This window comes from Comamonas sp. 26, from assembly GCF_002754475.1.
Taxonomy (GTDB): domain Bacteria; phylum Pseudomonadota; class Gammaproteobacteria; order Burkholderiales; family Burkholderiaceae_C; genus Comamonas.
Genome location: NZ_PEFL01000001.1, coordinates 2,828,843 through 2,848,365, shown reverse-complemented (window position 1 = coordinate 2,848,365; position 19,523 = coordinate 2,828,843). Strand labels below are relative to the sequence as shown.

Here is a 19,523-nt window from a genome sequence, read left to right as displayed (position 1 = left end):
CTTTAATATTACATGCGCCAGAGTGCCTTAAGCTCAAACATCAGGCAGGTAGCTCTACCCGGCGGTAGTGCCTCGGTTAGTTGGTGATAAGGCATTTGAAGAGATGGATTATTTAGACGCGGTTGAACGGGTGGAGCGAGAAGCTGGGCTGCTGTTCTCTCGCTCAATTGCGCGATCGTATGGGGGGCTTCGTTCTCCCCGACGTGGAGAGCTGGCCTTGGGGAAGGGGTGGTATAGCTCCTTCCCTTGGCAAGTTCTGCGCGTGGCAGTGCACACGTATCTTTCGTTGGCCGTCAATGTTTCCGGCCCTCACTTCCGATGGAACGAGTCACGCGAACGGATGGAGTTCAGCGCCCTTGGAAAGCGCTTGCTGCTTTGCCTGGACCTATCAAGGTTGGAGCAGGAGCTGCTTGCTCGTGATGTAAGGGATTCTTTGCGTTCGGCGGCTTTTGTTGAGAGCGCTCACTTTTTTCTGTTTCAGGAATTGCTCGCTCGGGAAGCTGAGGCCATAAAGGGCGCCAACGCAGAACTGTACTTAGAGAATCACCGCTTTACCAGGGAGGATGCCGTTGCACTGCAGAGTCGTCTGGATGAGACCCTCGGCAGGCTTTGCGAACCTCAGGCGCGAAAGCGCAATAAAGGCCTCTACGACGAGGCTTACCATGCAGAGCAATCTATCCAGAGCTATTTGAATGAGCTGAGGGCCGCTCACCCCCGCCTGGAAGCTTTTGCATTTGAAATTTGCCTGGACACCTTTGAAGGCAATGCCTTGGCCGTGGACCAGGAGGTAAAGCGTGCTCGGCATCAACTGATGTGCGAATTTCCAGAGAACTTCCTGGAAGCTCTAAAGCAATCTGCTGCATTCGTTGCTTATCTTAAAAAACAGGGCTCAGCTGAAATCAAAGGCCATCTGATTAAGCTCTCGGCTACAGAGCGGGGAGAGCCTCGTTGTACCTTGATCCTAGTGGGGCCAGAGGTGAAGGAACTCCTAGCCAGTCGTGCTACTCAGCACTCTCAGCTTTCGCTGTTATGGGCGGATTTCATGTTGGGTCCATGGGGAATGCTGAAAGGACATTGGGGCAGGTCAATGCGCGCCCCTGGTCTGCGGATTTTGCAAGGCTGCGAGTGGTCACTGCCGGAAAAAAGCGCAAGCGCCTGGAGGGCCCTGCACCAATTTGTGGATGAGGTCTTCGTAAAAGAACTGTATTTCATGCGATTGCTGCTGCCTCCCAGAAGGAGGGCGTGGTCCAAAGGAGGGTCAAACTGAACGCGCTGCATCGTCGCCTGCATTCTGGAGTGCATGATTCAACTGGCATACTTCCTGAGCCATTGGCACTTTTTTACCCATGTCCTCTATTGATTTGCCCATGCCTGCTCTGCGTGCCATAGACTTTTCCGCGGTTGTTCTTGCGCTGAAAGAAGCGGTCCCTAGCTTGTCCGCTGTCTATGCCTTCGGAAGCCAAGTCAGTGGTGAGGCTGGACCAGAGAGTGATCTGGATGTTGCTTTGATGTCTGACGAGCCACTGGCGGCAGAGGCCCTTTGGGGTCTCAGTAGTCGATTGGCTGGCATTGTGGGTTGTCATGTTGACTTGCTGGATCTGCGATCTGCCTCGACGGTCATGCAGTACCGGATAGTGACAACAGGGCAGCGACTGTGGGCCAGAGATGAACAGGCGGCTCTCTACGAAACCTTTATCCTGAGCCAGAAGACCGCATTGGACGAAGCGCGGGCAGGGCTGCTAGATGACATTCAGAAGACGGGGACTGTGTATGGTCGATGATGTGTTGATCAACAAGGCGGCGACCATAGAGCGCTGCGTCATGCGTGCGCGGGAAGAGTACGACAAGTCGCCTGCGACATTTGCTGCTGATCACACCCGACAAGACGCAGCCATCTTGAATGTGCAACGGGCCTGCGAAGCTGCACTAGACATGGGGCAGCACTTGATTCGACGAGAGCGCCTGGGCATTCCTCAAAGCTCGCGAGACGTGTTCACTCTACTAGCTCAAGCTGGCTGGATTGAAGCTGTACTCGCTGAGCGTTTACAGAAGATGGTTGGCTTTCGAAATATTGCGGTGCACGACTATCAAGCGCTGCAGTTGCCTATCGTGGAGGCTGTCATCACTAAGCATCTGTGTGACTTCACGACGTACAGCAAGGTGATTTTACTAAGGGATGTAAGTCGGGCTGGATATGAGAGAGAGTAATTCGGTCTCTTATGCGGCAAAGCCTAGGAAGCGGGGAACGGATAACACAGAAAATAATGTTATGGTTTCTTAGTTTTGTATCTTTTTGATCTGATCAAAATTTTATTTTGATACAATCTTCGGATGTTTTTGTCTCGGAGTCGTTCCCACTGTTATGGAATCTGATCCGACATCCGAACTGCCCCAATACCAGCGGGACCGGCTCAAACACATCGAGTTGCGGTTGCGCTTTCTCGGGGAGGTTCGCCGCCCCGATTTGATGCAGCGCTTCGGCATCCAGTCGGCTGCGGCTTCGCGGGACCTTGCGCTTTACAAGGAGCTGGCACCGGCGAACATTGATTACGAAAGCCGTGGCAAGCCTCGCCGGTGGTGAGTCAGGCCGACTTCTACGAACGTTTCGTGCAGCCCGCTCTAAGCCGAAAAGGCAAAGTGTGTGTGCTGATCTCGGATGCCTTCCGCTATGAGGTAGGCGAGGAACTGCAAAGCCTGATTCGGCGCGAAGACCGTTTTGACGCTGAGCTGGTACCAGCCCTGTCTTGCCTGCCCAGCTATACCCAGTTGGGGATGGCCTCGCTCTTGCCGCACAAGACACTGCAGATTGTGGAGGACGGCAGTGGCCAGGTGGAGGCCGATGGCATCAGCGCCACTGGCACCGCCAACCGAGCCCGCATCTTGGCTCAGACAGTGGCTGCATCCACTGCTGTGCTGGCGAAAGATGTGCTGGCCATGGGCAAGGAGGATTCACGCGCCTTGGTGCGCGATCACGATGTGGTGTACGTCTATCACAACCTGATCGACAACATTGGCGACAAGCTGTCCACTGAAGAGCGCGTCTTTAATGCTGCGGAAGATACGCTGGACGAGTTACTGCGGGTGATCAAAAAGCTGGCCAATGCCAATGCCAGCAACATCGTGGTCACGGCGGATCATGGATTTATCTACCAACACCACCCGCTGCAGGACAGCGACTTCCTCAGCACCGAGCCCAGCGGTGATGAGATCCTTTATGTCGACAGGCGCTTTGTGTTGGGGCGCGGCCTGCGTGAACACAGCAGCTTCAAAACCTTTCAGCCACAGCAGTTGAGCTTAGCGGGCAGCTTGCAGGTACAGATCCCCAAGTCGATCAATCGCCTGCGCCTGAAAGGTTCGGGTAGTCGTTTCGTGCACGGTGGTGCCACCTTGCAGGAAGTGGTGATCCCTGTCATTAGTATCAACAAGAAGCGCCAAAGTGACGTTGGCAAGGTGGAGGTGGAGTTGATCGGTGGTGGCGGCAAAACCATCACGACGGGGCAGCTGGCCGTCGTGCTTTACCAGACTGAACCGGTGACAGACAAACGGCAACCGCGCCGCTTGCGCGTGGGCCTGTATGCGCTGTCAGGCGAGGCAATCTCGGACGTGCAGGAATTGAGCTTCGATATGCCCTCCTGCAACCCGCGTGAGCGTGAGGTCGCTGTGCGCTTCATCCTCAGCCGCAAGTCGGATGATTACAACAATCAGCAGGTTGAGCTGCGTATGGACGAACCGGTGGACGGCACTTCCCACTACACGCGCTACGTGTCAGTGCGATACACGATCCGTCGCTCGTTCACCAGCGAGTTTGACTTTTGAAACAGGCGGAGGGTGTACCGATGAGTCAACTGGATAACAAGATCAATCAACACTTTGCCGGGCTGGTGGTTCGCAAGGACTTGGTCAAGACTGTGAAGGGCAACGCCATCGTGCCCACCTACGTGCTTGAGTACCTGCTGGGCCAGTATTGTGCGACTGACGACGAGAATACCATCCAGGCAGGCATCGACACCGTGCGCGAAATCCTGCGCAAGCACTATGTGCATCGTAATGAAGCCGGGTTGGTGCGCTCCACCATTAAGGAAAAGGGCCGTCACAAGGTGATCGACCGCATCAGTGTGGCGCTCAATGACAAGTCCGATGCCTATGAGGCTGAATTTGCGAACCTAGGCATCAAGAAGGTCATCATTGATTCGGCCACGGTGAAGGCGCACCCCAAGCTGCTGGTGGGCGGTGTGTGGTGCATCGCTGACCTGGAGTACATGTTCACGGAGGACAAGAACGCTACCCCTTGGGTACTCGCATCCATCAAGCCCATTCAGCTGTCGCACTTCGACTTCGACGGTTACCTAGCAGCGCGCAAGCAGTTCAGCACGGAGGAGTGGATTGACTTACTCATCCAGAGCGTCGGCTTCAACCCGCAGATGTTCGGCAAGCGCAACAAGCTCAGCCAACTGGTGCGTCTGATTCCTTTTTGCGAGCGCAACTTCAACCTGATAGAGCTAGGTCCCAAGGGCACGGGCAAGTCGCACATCTTCTCGGAGTTTTCACCACACGGCATTTTGATTTCCGGCGGTGAGGTGACTGTGCCCAAGCTGTTCGTCCACAACGGCACGGGCAAACTGGGCCTGGTAGGCTATTGGGACGTGGTGGCCTTCGACGAGTTCGCCGGCAAGCAAAAGCGTGTGGACAAAGCGCTGGTGGACATCATGAAGAACTACATGGCGAATAAGTCGTTCTCGCGTGGAGTGGAAACGCTTGGCGCTGAGGCCAGCATGGTGTTTGTAGGAAACACTGACCACACAGTGCCCTACATGCTCAAGCACTCGGACCTTTTCGATCCTCTGCCTGAGAAGTTCCATGACTCGGCCTTCCTGGATCGCATCCATAGTTACATCCCGGGCTGGGAAGTGGATGTGATTCGAGGGGAAATGTTCTCCAGCGGCTACGGCTTCGTCGTGGACTATCTGGCGGAGATCCTGCGGGCACTTCGCAACCATGATTTCTCTGACCGCTACAAGGCCTACTTCAGATTGTCAGATGACATCTCGACGCGCGACCGCGATGGCATCAACAAGACATTCTCGGGCTTGATGAAGGTGATTTACCCCCACGGTGAGGCGAGCACGGAGGAGATCGAGGCGTTGCTCCGGTCGGCGATCGAAGGAAGAAAGCGGGTCAAGGACCAGCTGCTGCGTATTGATTCCACCTATCCAGCCGTTCGGTTTAGCTACATCGACCAGCAAGGTAAAGAGCATGCGGTGACGACGCTGGAAGAGGAGGAATACCCTGCGGCCTATCACCAGCGCATTGCTGCAGAAGCGCCAAACAGTGGGGCCTTCGCAATGGACGCAGCCATCCAAGTCCCGGCCACTCCAGCAGCATCGGCTCCAGCGACCATTGTTGCTCCACCGGCACCCGTATCTCCGGCCGCTGACGCGCCGAAAGAGCAGCACTTGGTGTTCCAAGAGAACCAGCGCGGCGTGGCATTCGACAAGCTGTTCGGGCCTTACCTGGCAGGCGCGAAGCGAATCATCGTGACAGACCCGTATCTGCGCATGTTCCACCAGCAACGCAATCTGATGGAGCTTCTCGAGACGATCAGCCGCAACTCAAAACCCGAAGATGAAGTGGCTGTTCACGTCGTGACGGTGGAAGACGAATTCAGCGGGGACCGGCAGACAGAGAACTTCGAGAAGATGGCTGAGGCATGCACCTCCGTCGGTATTCAGTTCTCTTGGACATACGACACCTCTGGCACCAAGCACGACCGCGACATCACAACGGATCATGGCTGGAAGATCGTGCTTAGCCGTGGGCTTGATGTGTTTCAGCGTTGCGAGCTGAACGATGCCTTCAGCTTCGCCAACCGCATGCAGCAGCACCGACAATGCAAGGAGTTCAACATCACATTCGTGAGATTGCAGTGAAGCTGCATTTGACAGTCGTCCGAGGTCATCTTCAGATAGGCAAAAAACAAAACCGTATAACGTGGAGCCCAGCGCACAAGGCGCCAGGCTGGGTGGGTCATTGCTGACTGAAAATCATCCTTCGCTTAGTGCTCGCCAGCCGTTCTCGGTTTTGCGCATGGTGATGCTTCCCTTCATTTGAAGCTGCTGCTCTTGCAGCCAGTACAAGACATCCTGTGCCTTGGCGGCTTCGTTGTAGATCTGAAGCAGCGCGGGATAGAACAACTTCGCGGAGCCTCCATTCGGGCATCCAGCAACGTACATGGACCAGACGCTATCCTTCACCTTGCCGAAGATGGTGTTTTTGGGCTGGTTGTGCTCTTGTTTTTGCCGGGACTCTTGCTCCAGTGCATCGAGCGCCTGCATCTTCTGACGCAGGCTGTCTGGCATCGGATGCTCGTTTTCCCACTGGGTCAGTGCTTTCCGATAGGTGGTCTTTTATCCATTGATCGGCTGCTTTGATGTTGACGTAGAGGCGGCGGTGAACGACAGCGACCTGCGCGCCTTCGCGCCAGGTGCCAGCCTTCTTGCGTTGTTTGACTGTCTCTCGAGTTACGCCTGTGAGTTCCTCAAACTTCGAGGCCAGGACCCACTCGGGAGCATTGACCGACTCATCATTGGCGGCAGGTTTTGCAGCTTGTGTATCTGAATGTTTCATAAATCAAGGCCGAATTCTGGTTTTGACGAGGTAGCCAGCGTCTGGTGATGGGCGCTGCCTGCGGGTGTTGGGCTGTGGCCGGGTGGCTTGGTTGTATGCATCCCAGAGCTGCAGCCCCTCAGGACACCGCTCCTGCATTCCAGGCGTTGCGCCCGCTGAAATGCAATAGGGGCAGTTGAAGTGGTGGAGCAGGTAGTCCCGGTCTTCGGGCAGGCCTTCGCTTCCACGGTTGGCGTCAATCAGTGGGTTGTCATGGCTGCTCATCGCCAAAGTTCGGCATTTCCCAGTCGCATGGCAGCATGGCCTCGCCTAAGGTATCCCCGTAGCTTGTGCTTGTGGCGTCCCAGTCGCACGCGCCCTCGGGCATGATGAACAACGCAGCCATGGCGGCTATCTCGTCGTTCAAATGGTGGTCGTCGTGCTCTGGGTCGTAGCCTTCTTTTGCGATCTGGCGCGCCCGCTCTGCAAGCACATCGCGCGCTGCTGGTGTCAGCGCATCCCGCGCGTCTGCCTGCGCCTGGGGTGCGTGCAAGTTGACCAGCGCAGCGCGCAACCGGATCTTGATTTCGTTCAGGTCATCCTGTCCGATGGCCCCGTCTGTAATCGCGTGATGGAACGCCAGCGCCATGCTGTCGTCCACTTCCACCGCCTGCGCCTTTCCACCAGTAGCCAGCTGGGCGCGCAGTTGCTGCTCTGTGAATAGCTTGTGCTCGCCTTCTTCTTTGAGTGCATCAACGCCCCAAGTGAATTCAACAGAGCCTTTCGTGGGCGATTCACGCTTGCTTGTGGCTATGACTGCAGGCTCAGGCAGCACCACTGGCGCGGCTGCTAGAACCGCTGGCAGCGTGTAGACAGTCTCGGCACGGTGATCATTGTGGATAGCGAGGTCTGCCGGGTGCCGATAGAAAAGATCCGCTCCGGCCGGCGTGGTTACGACATATCCTAATGGCTGTGGAATGGTCAGTGCAACAGGCGCGGCTGCCGGGGTGGCGGCAAGCGCGGCGCGAACTGCAACCAGCGCCTTCGCTTCGCTGGTCACACTGATGGAATGGACTGGATCGGCTTTCAGGATGCGCGCAGTGGCGACTTCCAGCGCTGCTTCGGATTGCAGCAGCGCGTCGCGCACTGCATCAGGCACTGCCACGGCTGCGGGCGCTGCTTCATCCATGGCGAGAATCGCCTGTTTGCTGTAGTGAGCAAGAGCTTCGGTCTTTGTGGGTGGCTCTTGGATCTGGAGCAGGCATGTACTGCGTGCTTCAATAGCCGCTTGATAGCCAAGCACCCACATTGCTTTGTCATTGGTGTTCAAGCAGTCAGGCGCATCCGCGATCGTGATCTTGTCTTGCATATAGGTAGCTCCCAGAATGAGAAAAGCCCGCTGCTGCGGGCTGGTGTGTAGGTGATCAGGGCATACAGCTCATGGCTGCTTCGATGAAGACGCGCGCGGCTTCCGCGTTGATGGCATTGCCGTAGGCGCGCAGGCGTCCCACTCTGGCGGGAGCCCCATGAGCCAGCGGGAATGAGCCGGGTTCAACTGGCCGCCACTTTCCATCCCGGCACAGGAGCCAGTCAGCAGCTGACCAGTGGCCGTTAGTCGGGCTGGTCCTTGATCGCAGTCCCAACCCGTCAGCCGGGCTGCATCCGCGGGGTTCAGTCCCGGATTCATGCCGCGTAGCACCTTGGCCTCCGGGGCCTCTCCTTTTCCATTGTTGGTTGTGGTCGGTGTCGGCCATCCTGAAAGATGGAATGCCTGGTCCGCCAGACTGATCTGAGGATCCGTTGGCTTTCGTGTGCCAAGTATTGGCGGCCGCGCTTTGGCCTGCGTCATCGTGCTGTCCGGAGTGTTCCAGCCCGCAAATTGAGCCAGGCCTGGCAGGGTTACCTGCGTTTTCGATCCATCCGGCCGGCGGCCTGTCGCGCTGGAGTTGCCCATTAAGTGGCCTCCGTCCCCGTCGCCCTTCGTCGGCGTAGGCCATCCAGTAGAGCCGGTCGCGGATATGCGGAGCACCGACGCCCGCAGACGGGAACGGGACCGCCCCGACCCTGTATCCCACTCCTTCCAAGTCATCTTGTACAAGGTCGATCCAAGGATTTGCGTCACGGCTCGCAACCTGCTCTCCAAAGATTGCTGGAGGGCGGCACTCCGAGATGAGCCAGTGGAAGTGCGGCCAAAGGTGCCGCTGGTCATCAAACCCAGCTCCCGCGCCTGCCGCGCTGAAAGGTTGGCAGGGGCAGGAACCAGTCCAAACAGGTCGATCATCTGGCCAGCCGGCGCGGCGAAGTGCATGTGACCAGACGCCGACACCGGCGAAGAAGTGGCACTGGGTGTAGGGCTTGAGGTCTGAGGGGTGAACATCTTCGATGCTCCTTTCGTCAACGTCGCCTGGTGCGATGTGCCCGGCTGCAATGAGATTGCGCAGCATCTGGGCCGCGAACTGGTCGATTTCGTTGTAGTACGCAGGTTTCATGGCTCCAGAAAGCAAAAAGCCCGCTCAGTGGCGGGCTCTCAGGCGCTGCGAAATTTACCCGCAGCCACCAAATTGAGGACTCATGGTTTACTTTTATTGCGCATATGCGCCCATGAAAGGATAAGAATGAAAGCTGTTACTTACATCACGGTCAAGACCGAGTCCGGGGTCGAAATCTTGTTAACCCGTCGCAGTTGGCTAGTCTCGGCACAGGTGCGCGGGTACCCGAGACGCGCCAGCCCTTACCGCCTCCATACCAGTAGTTCCAGCCAACCCACGATCCATCGGGCATCCGAGCAGCGACGGAGTTGCATTCGTAATGGCGCGAGAGGGGAGTGGGGAAGTCTGTTTCTTGGCAGGTGCAGCGTATTTCGTTGCGGGCGTCCTGCAGTTCCCGGTTTTGGTTGTTGTCGTCGTAGAGTTGATCGACGTTCTCGGCGGTGATCGCGCCGGGGTCGGCGATGTTCTCGAATGCAACTGCCTTCAGCAGAATCGCCCACTTCAACTTCTGTACTGGTGTCATCTGGCACTCCTTGAAAAAACAAAAGCGCCCTCGGGTGGCGCAGGCTCTGCAACCGCCTGCTGACTCTGGACACCAACCAAGTGCAGCGCGATGCAGCGAATGGCGAAAGCGATGCAGATGATTTGATGTTCAGCCGCTCCAAGATTCTGGAGCTCAAGGACAGTGCCCTGGACCAGCTGAGCCAGACCTTTACCCACGAGGGCAAGGTGTCGCTGTGGGACAAGTCCGTGGGCACCATGCGCCACCTGGGTGAGCGCGCCCCGGCCTTCAAGCCGGTGTACGAGGCAGCCAGCCAGAACATTGACGATGTGAGCATGCTGGCCAACGATGCCGCCGACATGGCGCCGCGCATTCTGCCGCGTGTCGAGTCTCTGGGCGACCTCAAGAAAAAGCCGGTTTCTGCCGCCGACAACAAGGCCGTGGGCAAGCCGTTGTTCGAGGGCACGCTGATCTGGGGGCGCGACGAGAACGGCAAGGCGACCTTGGTGGAGGATCTGCAAAAGCGCCATGCCAGCCTCTCGGTGCACAACAAGGCGGCCATGCTGCTCAAGCAGGGAAAGATTGATTCGGGTGTGCTGGCCATGTGGCAGGGCAAGCCTTTGGAGCAGTTTGAGAAGTTGATTGACTCTCGTTTTGAGAGCGTGTTTCTCAAGCCCGGTATTGTCTGGAGTGATGCCGAGCTGCAATCTCTGTTTGGCGCCAATGCCAACCAGATCAGTCTGTACCAGGAAGCGCGCGCGGCCATTGATCGCTCCATCGACATGACGGCACGCACCGACATGCTGCGTGTAGTGGGCGAGAAGTACGAGGCCATGCGCGATGCCGTGCTGGGCCAGCCATCCGTGGAAGCGGCTGCCCAGCTGCTGATTGATACGCTTGAGGGTGATGTGCAGCGGGTGCGCGAGCGCCTGGCGGCCTGGAACCGCGACAACCCCGAGCAGCCCATGGTGGTGAAGATGCCGGATGTGTGGAAGAAGGTGCGCGAGATGAACAAGGACCGCACCCAGCGGATCGCGGATACGGCGCCCAAGGCGCTTAGGGCGCAAATGAGGGAGGAAGCGGCTGCGTTGCGGAGCTGAGAGTGGCCGGCCGTGGGGCCGGTTGCGACCCACTGCTGTCACCCAGACATCGAACGCAGATGACTGCTATGCAGCGTGTCCGGTCCTTCGTCTGCCAGGGTCGAACTCACGCTTTCTGGTAACAAGCCGTCATCGACTTGCTCGGCCCCAGATCGGTCGAGCGGCTGGTCTGAAGATCGCAGCAGCCGTTTGCGACGTTCTGACCCGTTGATAGGGTACGCAGCCTTCTGATGACCGCTTCTATCGAAAATTGGCTCACGCTCCCGATCCGAAGCAGATAATTGGGATTAGGGCAAAAGAAGGCATTAACTTTGGTCACAGAAGCTCTACTCTGCCAAGAATCCGCTTAAAGCGAATGCTGCGGGCCATATCGACTTGTGGACGCGGACTATGAACCTCGTTATCGTCTAGAGCATGTAGCCTCAGGCGGACATGCTCGCCCCATTTAGGTGCCAAGTTATTCGACATCTGCAACTTGGACTAGCATTTGATAAAACATGCTTGGCTCGTACGTCTTGCGAACCAAGGCCGCCTTCTCAGCGGCCTACCAGCTCCGCCTGTGCTGGTCTCTCTATCGTCTCTGTATGTCTAGTTATACGCACAGTCCTATGCCTATCTGGAAGATAAGCGATAGACCCTGTCCGGAGATTCCGATGGCTACCCAAAATACTTGCAGGTATTAACAGCAGGCAGATTCAATTTAAGATGTCGCTCACTCACCAAACAAAGCCACCTGCTGCGAATCTGAATTTACTTCATGCAGAAAGACTCTGCGGAGAGCGAACTAACAAAACGGGAATCGGTGAATGTCGAAGAATGCTCTCCGCGCTACTACCTAGAACGACACGCCCGAATCCACGCCTTCCGTGTGTACCCAGGACGATCAAATCAGCTCGCCATCCCTGCGCTTCGGCGAGAACAATCTCATATACGGCACCTTTAAATTCCTCTTTTAATTTTATGTCGACCATAACACCAGCTTTAAGTGCCACATCAGCAGCTTCCTGAAGAATGCGTGCACCGTCCATACGCAGTTCATTTAACCAGTCTCCAGCATGACCTGAATAGGAATCCATCGCAAGGGCGAGAGAAAGATCGTCAACAACATGAATCAATCGTAATCTTCCCTCTGTCGACTTTGCGAGCCGAACTGATTCTTCCAATCCCAATTTAGCTGTGTCGCTTCCATCAATAGGAACAAGAATTCTCTGATACATAGGATCTCCTTTTTGAAGCCAATGGATGCTTATGGCAACATTCGTTAGTGCACACTTAGCTCGCTGCATATGGCACTAAACAAAGTCTCTATCACTTCTCTAGTGCATATGAGCAGCTCTACAGATACCATTGAGTGCTCCTGCCGAGAGCCGTTCAGAGGAAAAATACTTGTAGGTAGCCGAGAATTAACATTTACGCGAAAAACCCATGAGCGATAAACCGTTACCCAACATTGATTTCAAAATTTATAGGTTGCTCCTTCTTGAGGAACAATAACGTCACACTGCTCCCAAGCTTGCTGCTGTCGCAGAAGCACCGCTAAGGCCTGGGATGCAGGATTCTCTCCATGCACCACAAAAACCTTGCGAGGATGGCGCTTGAAAGCATGTGCCCAGTCGATAAGCGCTTTCTGATCGGCATGTGCCGAAAATGCGCCAAGAGTATGTATAGAAGCCTGAACTTCGATATCGTCACCCAAAAGGCGAACATGCTTTTCACCATCGACTAAGCGTCTACCCAGCGTTCCCTCAGCCTGGAACCCTGCAATAACTACAGCGCAATCTCGGCGTCCCAGATTTTCGTGCAGATGGCGGATCACCCGGCCCGCGTCGCACATGCCGCTAGCAGAGATGATCACCGCACCAGATCTAATTAGAAGAAGCTCTATGGAGTCCTTAACATCACTTACGAAGTGAAGGCGAAACTGCAGCCGCAACTGCTTGGCTTGCGAGAGCAGTTCGCGTGCATCGTCATCAAACAGCGCGAAATGTTTGAGGGTGATCTCTGTGGCAGCAACGGCCATGGGCGAATCTATATATACATCTAAAGGGCCTAACCTACCCTGCGTTGAAAGAAGCAGAAGGTGATAGAGCAGTTCTTGCGTGCGGCCAACAGCAAACGCTGGAATAACAACATTGCCTTTGACTAAAGTGTTTTTGATCACCCCAACCAGTTCATCAAGCGTGGAAGGCATGTCTTTGTGCATGCGATCTCCGTATGTGGACTCTATCAGCAGCACATCGGCCTCTTCAATGAAGGTGGGGTCACGCAGGATGACGCGTCCTGGCTGGCCCAGATCACCGCTGGCGACGAGCTTGCATATTTTCCCCAACGAGTCCGTTAACCAAATTTCAATAATTGCTGAACCCAGGATATGTCCTGCATCGCGAAAGCAAGCCTTTACAGAAGCATGCGGTGAAAATTCAATATCGTAGGAGATGGTCCGTAACTGGCGCATGCAATGGTTTACATCGCGCAGCGTATAAAGCGGCGGGTGCACTTCGCGACGATGCACCTGGTTCTTACCTTTGGTCGCCCGTTTTTCGTTGCGCTCAGATTCCATCTCTTGGATGTGCGCACTGTCTTTTAACAAGACGTCCAGAAGATCAAAGGTGGCTGGCGTCGTAAATATCGGCCCGACAAAGCCATGCATGCTCAGCCGAGGTAGCAGGCCACTGTGGTCTATGTGCGCATGTGTGAGCAACACGAAGTCGATTAGCTTGGGGTCAAATGCAAATGGCTTGTAATTGCGCTCCTTGGCCATGCGACTGCCTTGAACCATGCCGCAATCCACGAGGAAGCGGCAGCCTTCAGCTTCTATAAGAAAACAGGATCCTGTCACTTGTTGCGCTGCGCCATGAAAGGTAATTTGCATAGACTAAAGCCAATGGAAGTTTCAGGAATTAATGATGGTGCCAAGGCAGATCACAACATGTCACTTGTAGTCGATCCAGCGTGGATCAAACGAAAAATGCTTTAAATCCGCTCTTGATCCATCCTTTTATCTTGGGCCTTGCTCATGCGTATTTCAAGTTGCCTGGGGTGATTGCATTGCACATGATCCATAGATCAATTCTTAATGGCAACTTTTAGAACTCCATCACGTTGATGACTAAAGAGGTCGTATGCAGCAACGATGTCTTCAAGCTTGTACTTATGGGTGACTAGCGGGCTGAGATCAATGCGGCCACTTTCAATCACGGACATAAGACGACGCATGCGCTCTTTGCCACCTGGGCATAAGGCTGTATTGATACGGTGGTCTCCCAATCCAGCCCCAAAAGCATTCAATGGAATCTTTAAATCTTCCGAGTAAACACCTAAGCTCGATACAGTGCCTCCTGGGCGGATGCATCTCAATGCGCTCTCGAATGTGCCTTGTGTGCCAAGTGCTTCAATTGCGCTGTCAGCCCCTTTGCCACCCGTAATTTTTAGCACCTCAGCGACTACATCCTCAGTTTTGAAGTTCAAGGTTACAGTGGCACCAAGCTTTTTAGCTACAGCAAGTCGATCTTCATTGCCATCCACACCGATGATGATGCTTGCCCCACGAAGCTTGGCGCCAGCAGTGGCACACAAGCCGATTGGCCCTTGCGCGAACACGACAACGACATCACCTATCTTGATGTTCGCATTCTCCGCACCGGCGAATCCGGTAGACATGATGTCCGGGCACATCAGGACTTGTTCATCGGTCAATCCATCTGGGACCGGCGCCAAGTTACCTTGAGCATCAGGTACAAGAATGTACTCAGCCTGTGCCCCGTCGATTAGGTTACCAAAGCGCCATCCGGCAGTTAGCTTGTATCCATGGCACCCGCAGCGCCCACTGGCTGCCAGATAGCTACCATCCTGCGAGGACGCACCATCCTGGGCTGCGTAGCTATTGAAGTTAGGGCAAATGGCGCCCGCAATCACGCGCTGTCCTTCTTTGTAACCCTGAACAGCATTGCCAAGCTTAACGATGATGCCAACGGGCTCATGCCCAATCGTCAACCCCTTGGCGACAGGGTATTCACCTTTGAGAATGTGAATGTCGGTCCCGCAGATCGTCGTTGTTGTGATCTTGATCAGAGCATCATTAGGGCCCACATCTGGAATCGGTTTTTCCACAACGTCAATGCGACCTGGCTCTACAAAAACAGCCGCTTTCATCATCTGAGTCATGACGTTTCCTTGCAAAAGGTTCGTGGTGGCAATCTGCAGTGTGCAGATTCGCATTCTGTGCCTTATTGCCCTCAAGGCTCTCACGGATGACATCTATTACGTAATGAATCAGATCTAGGTTTCGATAGCAGATTGGCAGTCCACGTCAGCCCAGCCATAGCAGTGACAGGCCTGCTCCTGTCACCATTGAGGCTAGTCCCAAGCTGATTCGTGCCCCATATTTGATTCCCCCAATGGAGAACGCCAGTACCGATTTGGCCATTGCGCTGGAAGCAAGAATTACAACCACCCCCCATTGAGCGGTTGACAATGGCAAACTACCCGAGGCAAAAAGCTGCCCTAAACTAGCAGCAGCGGCATGCAGCTCGGCTAAAGCGGCGAATGCCGCTGCGACCAAAACACCAGTGTTACCAAAGACATGCTGTAGCCAAGCGGCGAGAAATAACATCAGCGCGATGATGCCCGCAATCAGCAATGCACTTGAAAGCTTAAATACCCGTTCCGATTCAAATTCCGTTTTTGGGGCTGTTTTTTGTCGATTCAACAATCCTGAGGCTGCAGCCAGCACAAGGCAAAGTGCCGCAATGAGTAGAGGAATTGTCATAGAAAGCATCAGAGCTATGGATGTTGTCGAGAGAATTGCTATGAACAGGCATAGTGAGGCCAACTGAGCCAACATGGCGCAGCCAAATGCTTGCGCCAGCTGATGTTCGTCTGACTTGGCTAGGTGACCAAGGCTCGCTATAGCAGCGGTAGATGACACAAATCCAGAAAAAAATCCGGTAACGGGCAACCCCCAGTGCGGGCCGAGCACTCTAGTAAGTATGTGGCCAAGCATACCTATGGTCATGAACAGCACAACAACTTTCCAAAGGGCGGCGAGGCTCAATACGCCCCATGGATCCACAGGCGCTTGTGGCAGAAGTGGCATCACGATCAACGCTGCGGCGCCTAGCAAAAGGCCATTCCTCAACTCATTCTCTCTTAGCAACTCACGACTCCAGCGCTGTATGGGGCCTTTGGAGTACACAAGCAAAGCGCAAAGGATGCCCAGAGCTGCAGTCAAGGTGGCACTCTTATGCGATATCCCTCCCAGAGTTACCGAGAAAAGTAGGGTCACTTCACTTGTCAAACCTGGGTCTTTGGGGGCTGACTGCCAGTAAGCCGCGACGGTCAGTGCACCTACTAGCAGAAGGACCACAACAAAAGGCGGCACACCTAACGACCAAGCCGTGCAGCCAAGCAGCGCTGCTATGGCGTGTGTACGAGTTCCAGCCATGCTTTCTCGTTCACTGTCGCGACGCTCGCTCACGACACCAATAAGCAGACCACAGCCTAACGAGACTACCCAAGGATCAACACCGGCCCAACTCAGCTGCATAAGTCTCAATTCCTCGATCTGAGTCAGGCTCTCAAATTCGACAGGACCTCCGCCCCTAGCTACTACTAATCAGCAGAGTCGAGCATGACAAGCTGGAGGCCACCTATAGTGCCTACCTGATGACGCATTGCTGAACTGGTCAGGCCTCAGCGAAGGGCCTCCACCTAGTCTGGCATTAGCGACGATGAGCACATGGTGCTATGCATGTGCCAACTTCGTCAATCAAGTCTTGATATATTTTTAAGCATGCTTAACTACCCAAGTTATTTCAGGCGCACTTGCTCCAAATCTCGGGCGAATAACGGGTGTCTGGCGAAGAATCCAAACCAGCCAATGACCGATATGAGTGGCGCGAAGATTCGAGGAGGCTTCAAGTCGTCACCACCAGTTCACAGCTGACGAGAGTTGCTGTTCAGATTGTCTGACGCGCAACAAAGCAGCAAGTTTACGGTTTGAGGTCTACAGCGGACGCTTGAATAGATAGAAGATCAGCGTCCGCTATTGAGAGCAGCGGTCATAGGCTTTTTAAAGTGCGGAGGCGGCAATCAGCCTGAAGCCGTCGCTGGCATCAATCAGTCGAAACTCTGCTTCTGGCCGCTAATAGCCGTTCAACATTAGCACCCCTCTAGGGTTCGACTCCAATCCATGGCCGCGTAAAACTCGCGGCCATGTCTCTTTTCACGGCCATTGTTCTATCTGCCAAGCCTGTCACACTGGTTCTTCCAGGCGTGCAAGTGTTGGGCTGCACCCAGGTGCTGCGCTCTGCCGCTGACCTGCATTCCGCGCGCCTGGATGCGCTGGCCAAGGTGCAGACGCCTTACTGCTTTTACCTCGATGACGACGATGAGCTGCCCGACGACTATCTGAGCGTGCTGGCGGAGTGTGAGGCCAAGATGCGCTCACGTGGCGTGCCCATGGCTTACACCGAGGAGATTCTGCGCGAGCCCGGTAAAAGCGATGTGCGGCGCAGCTGGTACGAGTACGACAACGACCGCCACGCTGTGGGCCCCATGGCATTGCATCACCTGGTGGTGATGGAGACGGTGCCGGCGCAGGAGGTGGCGCGCGGCTTGCCACGCGGCAATTTCTGGACCGAGCACATGCTGTATTGGGCGCTGGGCCGCCAAGGCGGCGTAGGCATCTGGCGTGTGGGTTATATCTGGAACCGCAACCCCAAAGGCTTTAGCCGCGACCCCCGTACTTTGACGGCGCAGGTGCTGACCGGGCGCTGGATTGCGCAGCAGCGGGGTGCCGAGCATGGCTGAGAGCGCCGAATATTGGCTGGGCTGGGAGGACGCCACCAGTAGCGGCCCCGGCTGGGTGCACAACGGCCTGGGCCCCAATCGCAACAACCAGGGCAGCGCCCTCAATGGCAATCGCTGGGCTGCACTGAGTGTGGAGTACGACTTGCTGGCCGATGGCGATCAGGTGGTGTACCGCGTTCGTTTTGAGCCTTTGTCAGGCGAAGCGGCGCAGGTTGCCGAGTTTGCAGGTGAGCATCCCGATGGCAGCTACCTGATTGAATTCATTCTGATGGACGGCCCGGACGAGGGTGCATCCATGATTGCCGGGGTGTACACGATCACGGCCACGATCAATGGCGTGGCGACCAAGAACACCTCGTACCTGACGATCACTGGCAACGGGTCTGAGGCCGGGTATGCGGCCATGAGCTGGTATTCAGAAACCAATGAGGAGGATGGGGGCGAACTCACCGATGCCCTCATGGGCTGGGGCACGCCGTACTTTGCCGGTGGCGAGCCTGCCGGCGACCCGGTGAGCCAGGAAAGCGCCGGAACGGCGTCGTACATGCCTGGCTCCAACTGGATGTTTGGCGCGGCGACGTTGGGAGGGCATACCGGGTCCGTGCAGTTTTTGATGACCTGCACTCCGGTCGATGGCTCTCCCGTGCTGACCAGGACTTTTACAGACAACCCGGTACTTGCCGACATATTTTTTCATGCCGGCGAGTCCTGGTTTGATCCGGTGATCTACGGGGTGTACGAGATCACGGGCACGGTGGGCGGCGTGCCTTTTGCCAATCAGTTGGTGTGCACGCTCACGGCGCCTGAATGGGGCGGCTATGGCACGGTGGTCTATTACGCCGAAGGCATGGCGCCACCTGTTTCTGAGTTCTGGACGGACTTCCTTCAAACCCGGGAGGTGCCGTAATGCGCCCCAATATTGGCCCGTTTCCTCTGGGCATCAACAACCGCCGCGCCGAGACGGATCTGTCTATCCGCGTGGAGCGCGCCACCATCGATTTGCTCAAAGGCGCAGTGAATGTGGATGTGGTGGATGGGCATCAAGGTTGAGCGTTCTTGCTCCCACACATCAGCAAGTGAGCCAGGCAATTGGCCATGCGCAATCTCTTGCCATAACTGTTGACACCGTTGCTCTAGCCAATCGTTGAGGGCTCTGAGTGTCGGAAACGCTGGTACAGATTGCCAGATACGATGGCGAGCGTCCCGAACATTCTTCTCGACCTGTCCCTTCTCCCATCCCGAGGCCGGATTGCAAAACTGTGCCTCGAACAGGAAATGGCTGGCCATCGCACTGAAGCGGGCGTTGACCTCTCTGAGCTTGCCACGGCCGACACGATCGACGGCTGTGCGCATGTTGTCGTAGATCCCCCGCCTAGGGACGCCTCCAAACACCGCAAAGGCACGGTTGTGGGCATCGAACAGCATCTCATGGGTTTGCAGGGGATAGGCCCGCAGATAGAAGGCTCGGCTGTGGCTGAGCTTGAAGTGAGCCACTTGCAGCTTGGTGCGTACACCCGCAATGACAGCCCAATCCTCGCTCCAATCAAACTGGAAGGCTTCTCCAGCGCCGAAGACCAGGGGCACAAAAACGCCTCGCCCTGATGTCTGCTCCGCCGCATGACACTGAGCCTTCCATACTCTGGCAAAGGCAGCGACTCGGTTGTAGGAGCCGGTGTAGCCCAACGCCTCCAAGTCCAGAAACATCTGCTTGATCGTGCGCCGCTGCTTGCGAGAGCGGTTGACTTCTGTACGCAGCCAGCCTGACAGCTTGCTGGCGAAGGGGTCGAGCTTGGTGGCAATGGTGCGCTGTGCAAGTTGAGGTTGCACAACGTCGGAGCGCAAATACTTGCGGATGGTATTGCGAGAAAGCCCGGTTCTGCGGGCGATCTCTCGGATGGACAGGTGCTCACGTAGAGCCCAGCGTCTGATGACACTCAAAGTAGCCACGTCAATCACTCCTGGTCTCCTACTGCACAAGAAAGCAGCAGGCTAGGGTTAATGCGTGGATCAGACTGAGAT

16 protein-coding genes and 2 pseudogenes are annotated in these 19,523 nt (G+C 55.7%); 9 read left to right on the top strand and 9 right to left on the bottom strand.

The window, feature by feature from the left end:
• Positions 1-103 precede the first annotated feature (103 nt).
• From CLU84_RS13255 to brxL, 6 genes and pseudogenes are all read left to right on the top strand, one after another.
• A complete protein-coding gene (locus CLU84_RS13255) occupies positions 104-1,267 on the top strand; it encodes a hypothetical protein (protein WP_144445465.1) in 1,164 nt (387 codons plus the stop codon).
• Positions 1,268-1,346: 79 nt separating this feature from the next.
• Positions 1,347-1,781: a nucleotidyltransferase domain-containing protein gene (locus CLU84_RS13250; RefSeq protein ID WP_233210046.1), complete on the top strand. Its 435-nt coding sequence runs from the start codon at positions 1,347-1,349 to the stop codon at positions 1,779-1,781.
• A complete protein-coding gene (locus CLU84_RS13245) occupies positions 1,771-2,208 on the top strand; it encodes a DUF86 domain-containing protein (RefSeq protein ID WP_099737565.1) in 438 nt (145 codons plus the stop codon). The genes CLU84_RS13250 and CLU84_RS13245 overlap by 11 nt, the downstream gene beginning before the upstream one ends.
• Before the next feature lie 154 nt (positions 2,209-2,362).
• A pseudogene (locus CLU84_RS13240) lies at positions 2,363-2,566 on the top strand (WYL domain-containing protein); the annotation flags it as partial.
• Positions 2,567-2,577: 11 nt separating this feature from the next.
• Positions 2,578-3,816: a BREX-1 system phosphatase PglZ type A gene (gene pglZ, locus CLU84_RS13235; protein ID WP_199173732.1), complete on the top strand. Its 1,239-nt coding sequence runs from the start codon at positions 2,578-2,580 to the stop codon at positions 3,814-3,816.
• A gap of 20 nt (positions 3,817-3,836) precedes the next feature.
• Positions 3,837-5,927 carry a BREX system Lon protease-like protein BrxL gene (brxL, locus tag CLU84_RS13230; RefSeq protein ID WP_099737563.1) on the top strand — a complete coding sequence of 697 codons (2,091 nt, stop codon included), beginning with the start codon at positions 3,837-3,839 and terminating at the stop codon, positions 5,925-5,927.
• Positions 5,928-6,041: 114 nt separating this feature from the next.
• Here brxL and CLU84_RS13225 read toward each other — a convergent pair whose 3' ends face one another.
• From CLU84_RS13225 to CLU84_RS13205, 4 genes are all read right to left on the bottom strand, one after another.
• The gene (locus CLU84_RS13225; protein WP_233210045.1) at positions 6,042-6,356 is read right to left on the bottom strand and encodes a hypothetical protein; all 315 of its coding nucleotides are present in this window, start codon (positions 6,354-6,356) and stop codon (positions 6,042-6,044) included.
• Positions 6,357-6,874: 518 nt separating this feature from the next.
• Positions 6,875-7,972: a hypothetical protein gene (locus CLU84_RS13215; RefSeq protein ID WP_099737562.1), complete on the bottom strand. Its 1,098-nt coding sequence runs from the start codon at positions 7,970-7,972 to the stop codon at positions 6,875-6,877.
• A gap of 55 nt (positions 7,973-8,027) precedes the next feature.
• Entirely contained in the window at positions 8,028-9,047 is a 1,020-nt protein-coding gene (locus tag CLU84_RS13210; protein WP_233210154.1) for a DNA cytosine methyltransferase, read from the bottom strand.
• A 196-nt stretch (positions 9,048-9,243) separates the two neighbouring features.
• On the bottom strand, positions 9,244-9,615 hold the full coding sequence (locus CLU84_RS13205) for a hypothetical protein (RefSeq protein ID WP_099737560.1): 372 nt from the start codon (positions 9,613-9,615) through the stop codon (positions 9,244-9,246).
• 80 nt (positions 9,616-9,695) lie between these two features.
• Here CLU84_RS13205 and CLU84_RS13200 point away from each other — a divergent pair, with 80 nt between their 5' ends.
• Positions 9,696-10,694 carry a hypothetical protein gene (locus CLU84_RS13200; protein WP_099737559.1) on the top strand — a complete coding sequence of 333 codons (999 nt, stop codon included), beginning with the start codon at positions 9,696-9,698 and terminating at the stop codon, positions 10,692-10,694.
• A 755-nt stretch (positions 10,695-11,449) separates the two neighbouring features.
• On the opposite strand, the gene CLU84_RS13195 is transcribed toward CLU84_RS13200, so the two are convergent.
• The 4 genes from CLU84_RS13195 to CLU84_RS13180 form a co-directional block, all read right to left on the bottom strand.
• Positions 11,450-11,911 carry a universal stress protein gene (locus tag CLU84_RS13195; protein ID WP_099737558.1) on the bottom strand — a complete coding sequence of 154 codons (462 nt, stop codon included), beginning with the start codon at positions 11,909-11,911 and terminating at the stop codon, positions 11,450-11,452.
• Positions 11,912-12,150: 239 nt separating this feature from the next.
• The gene (locus CLU84_RS13190) at positions 12,151-13,566 is read right to left on the bottom strand and encodes an MBL fold metallo-hydrolase RNA specificity domain-containing protein (protein WP_099737557.1); all 1,416 of its coding nucleotides are present in this window, start codon (positions 13,564-13,566) and stop codon (positions 12,151-12,153) included.
• Between the two features lie 194 nt (positions 13,567-13,760).
• Positions 13,761-14,858, bottom strand: a complete 1,098-nt coding sequence (locus tag CLU84_RS13185) for an NAD(P)-dependent alcohol dehydrogenase (RefSeq protein WP_099737556.1) — start codon at positions 14,856-14,858, stop codon at positions 13,761-13,763.
• Between the two features lie 145 nt (positions 14,859-15,003).
• On the bottom strand, positions 15,004-16,239 hold the full coding sequence (locus tag CLU84_RS13180) for a DUF4010 domain-containing protein (protein WP_099737555.1): 1,236 nt from the start codon (positions 16,237-16,239) through the stop codon (positions 15,004-15,006).
• Between the two features lie 668 nt (positions 16,240-16,907).
• Here CLU84_RS13180 and CLU84_RS13175 point away from each other — a divergent pair.
• Both CLU84_RS13175 and CLU84_RS13170 read left to right on the top strand, forming a co-directional pair.
• Positions 16,908-17,504, top strand: a complete 597-nt coding sequence (locus tag CLU84_RS13175) for a hypothetical protein (RefSeq protein WP_099737554.1) — start codon at positions 16,908-16,910, stop codon at positions 17,502-17,504.
• Positions 17,497-18,411, top strand: a complete 915-nt coding sequence (locus CLU84_RS13170) for a hypothetical protein (protein WP_099737553.1) — start codon at positions 17,497-17,499, stop codon at positions 18,409-18,411. The genes CLU84_RS13175 and CLU84_RS13170 overlap by 8 nt, the downstream gene beginning before the upstream one ends.
• Positions 18,412-18,536: 125 nt before the next feature.
• Here CLU84_RS13170 and istA read toward each other — a convergent pair.
• Positions 18,537-19,460: pseudogene (gene istA / locus CLU84_RS13165) on the bottom strand (IS21 family transposase); the annotation flags it as partial.
• Positions 19,461-19,523: the final 63 nt, after the last annotated feature.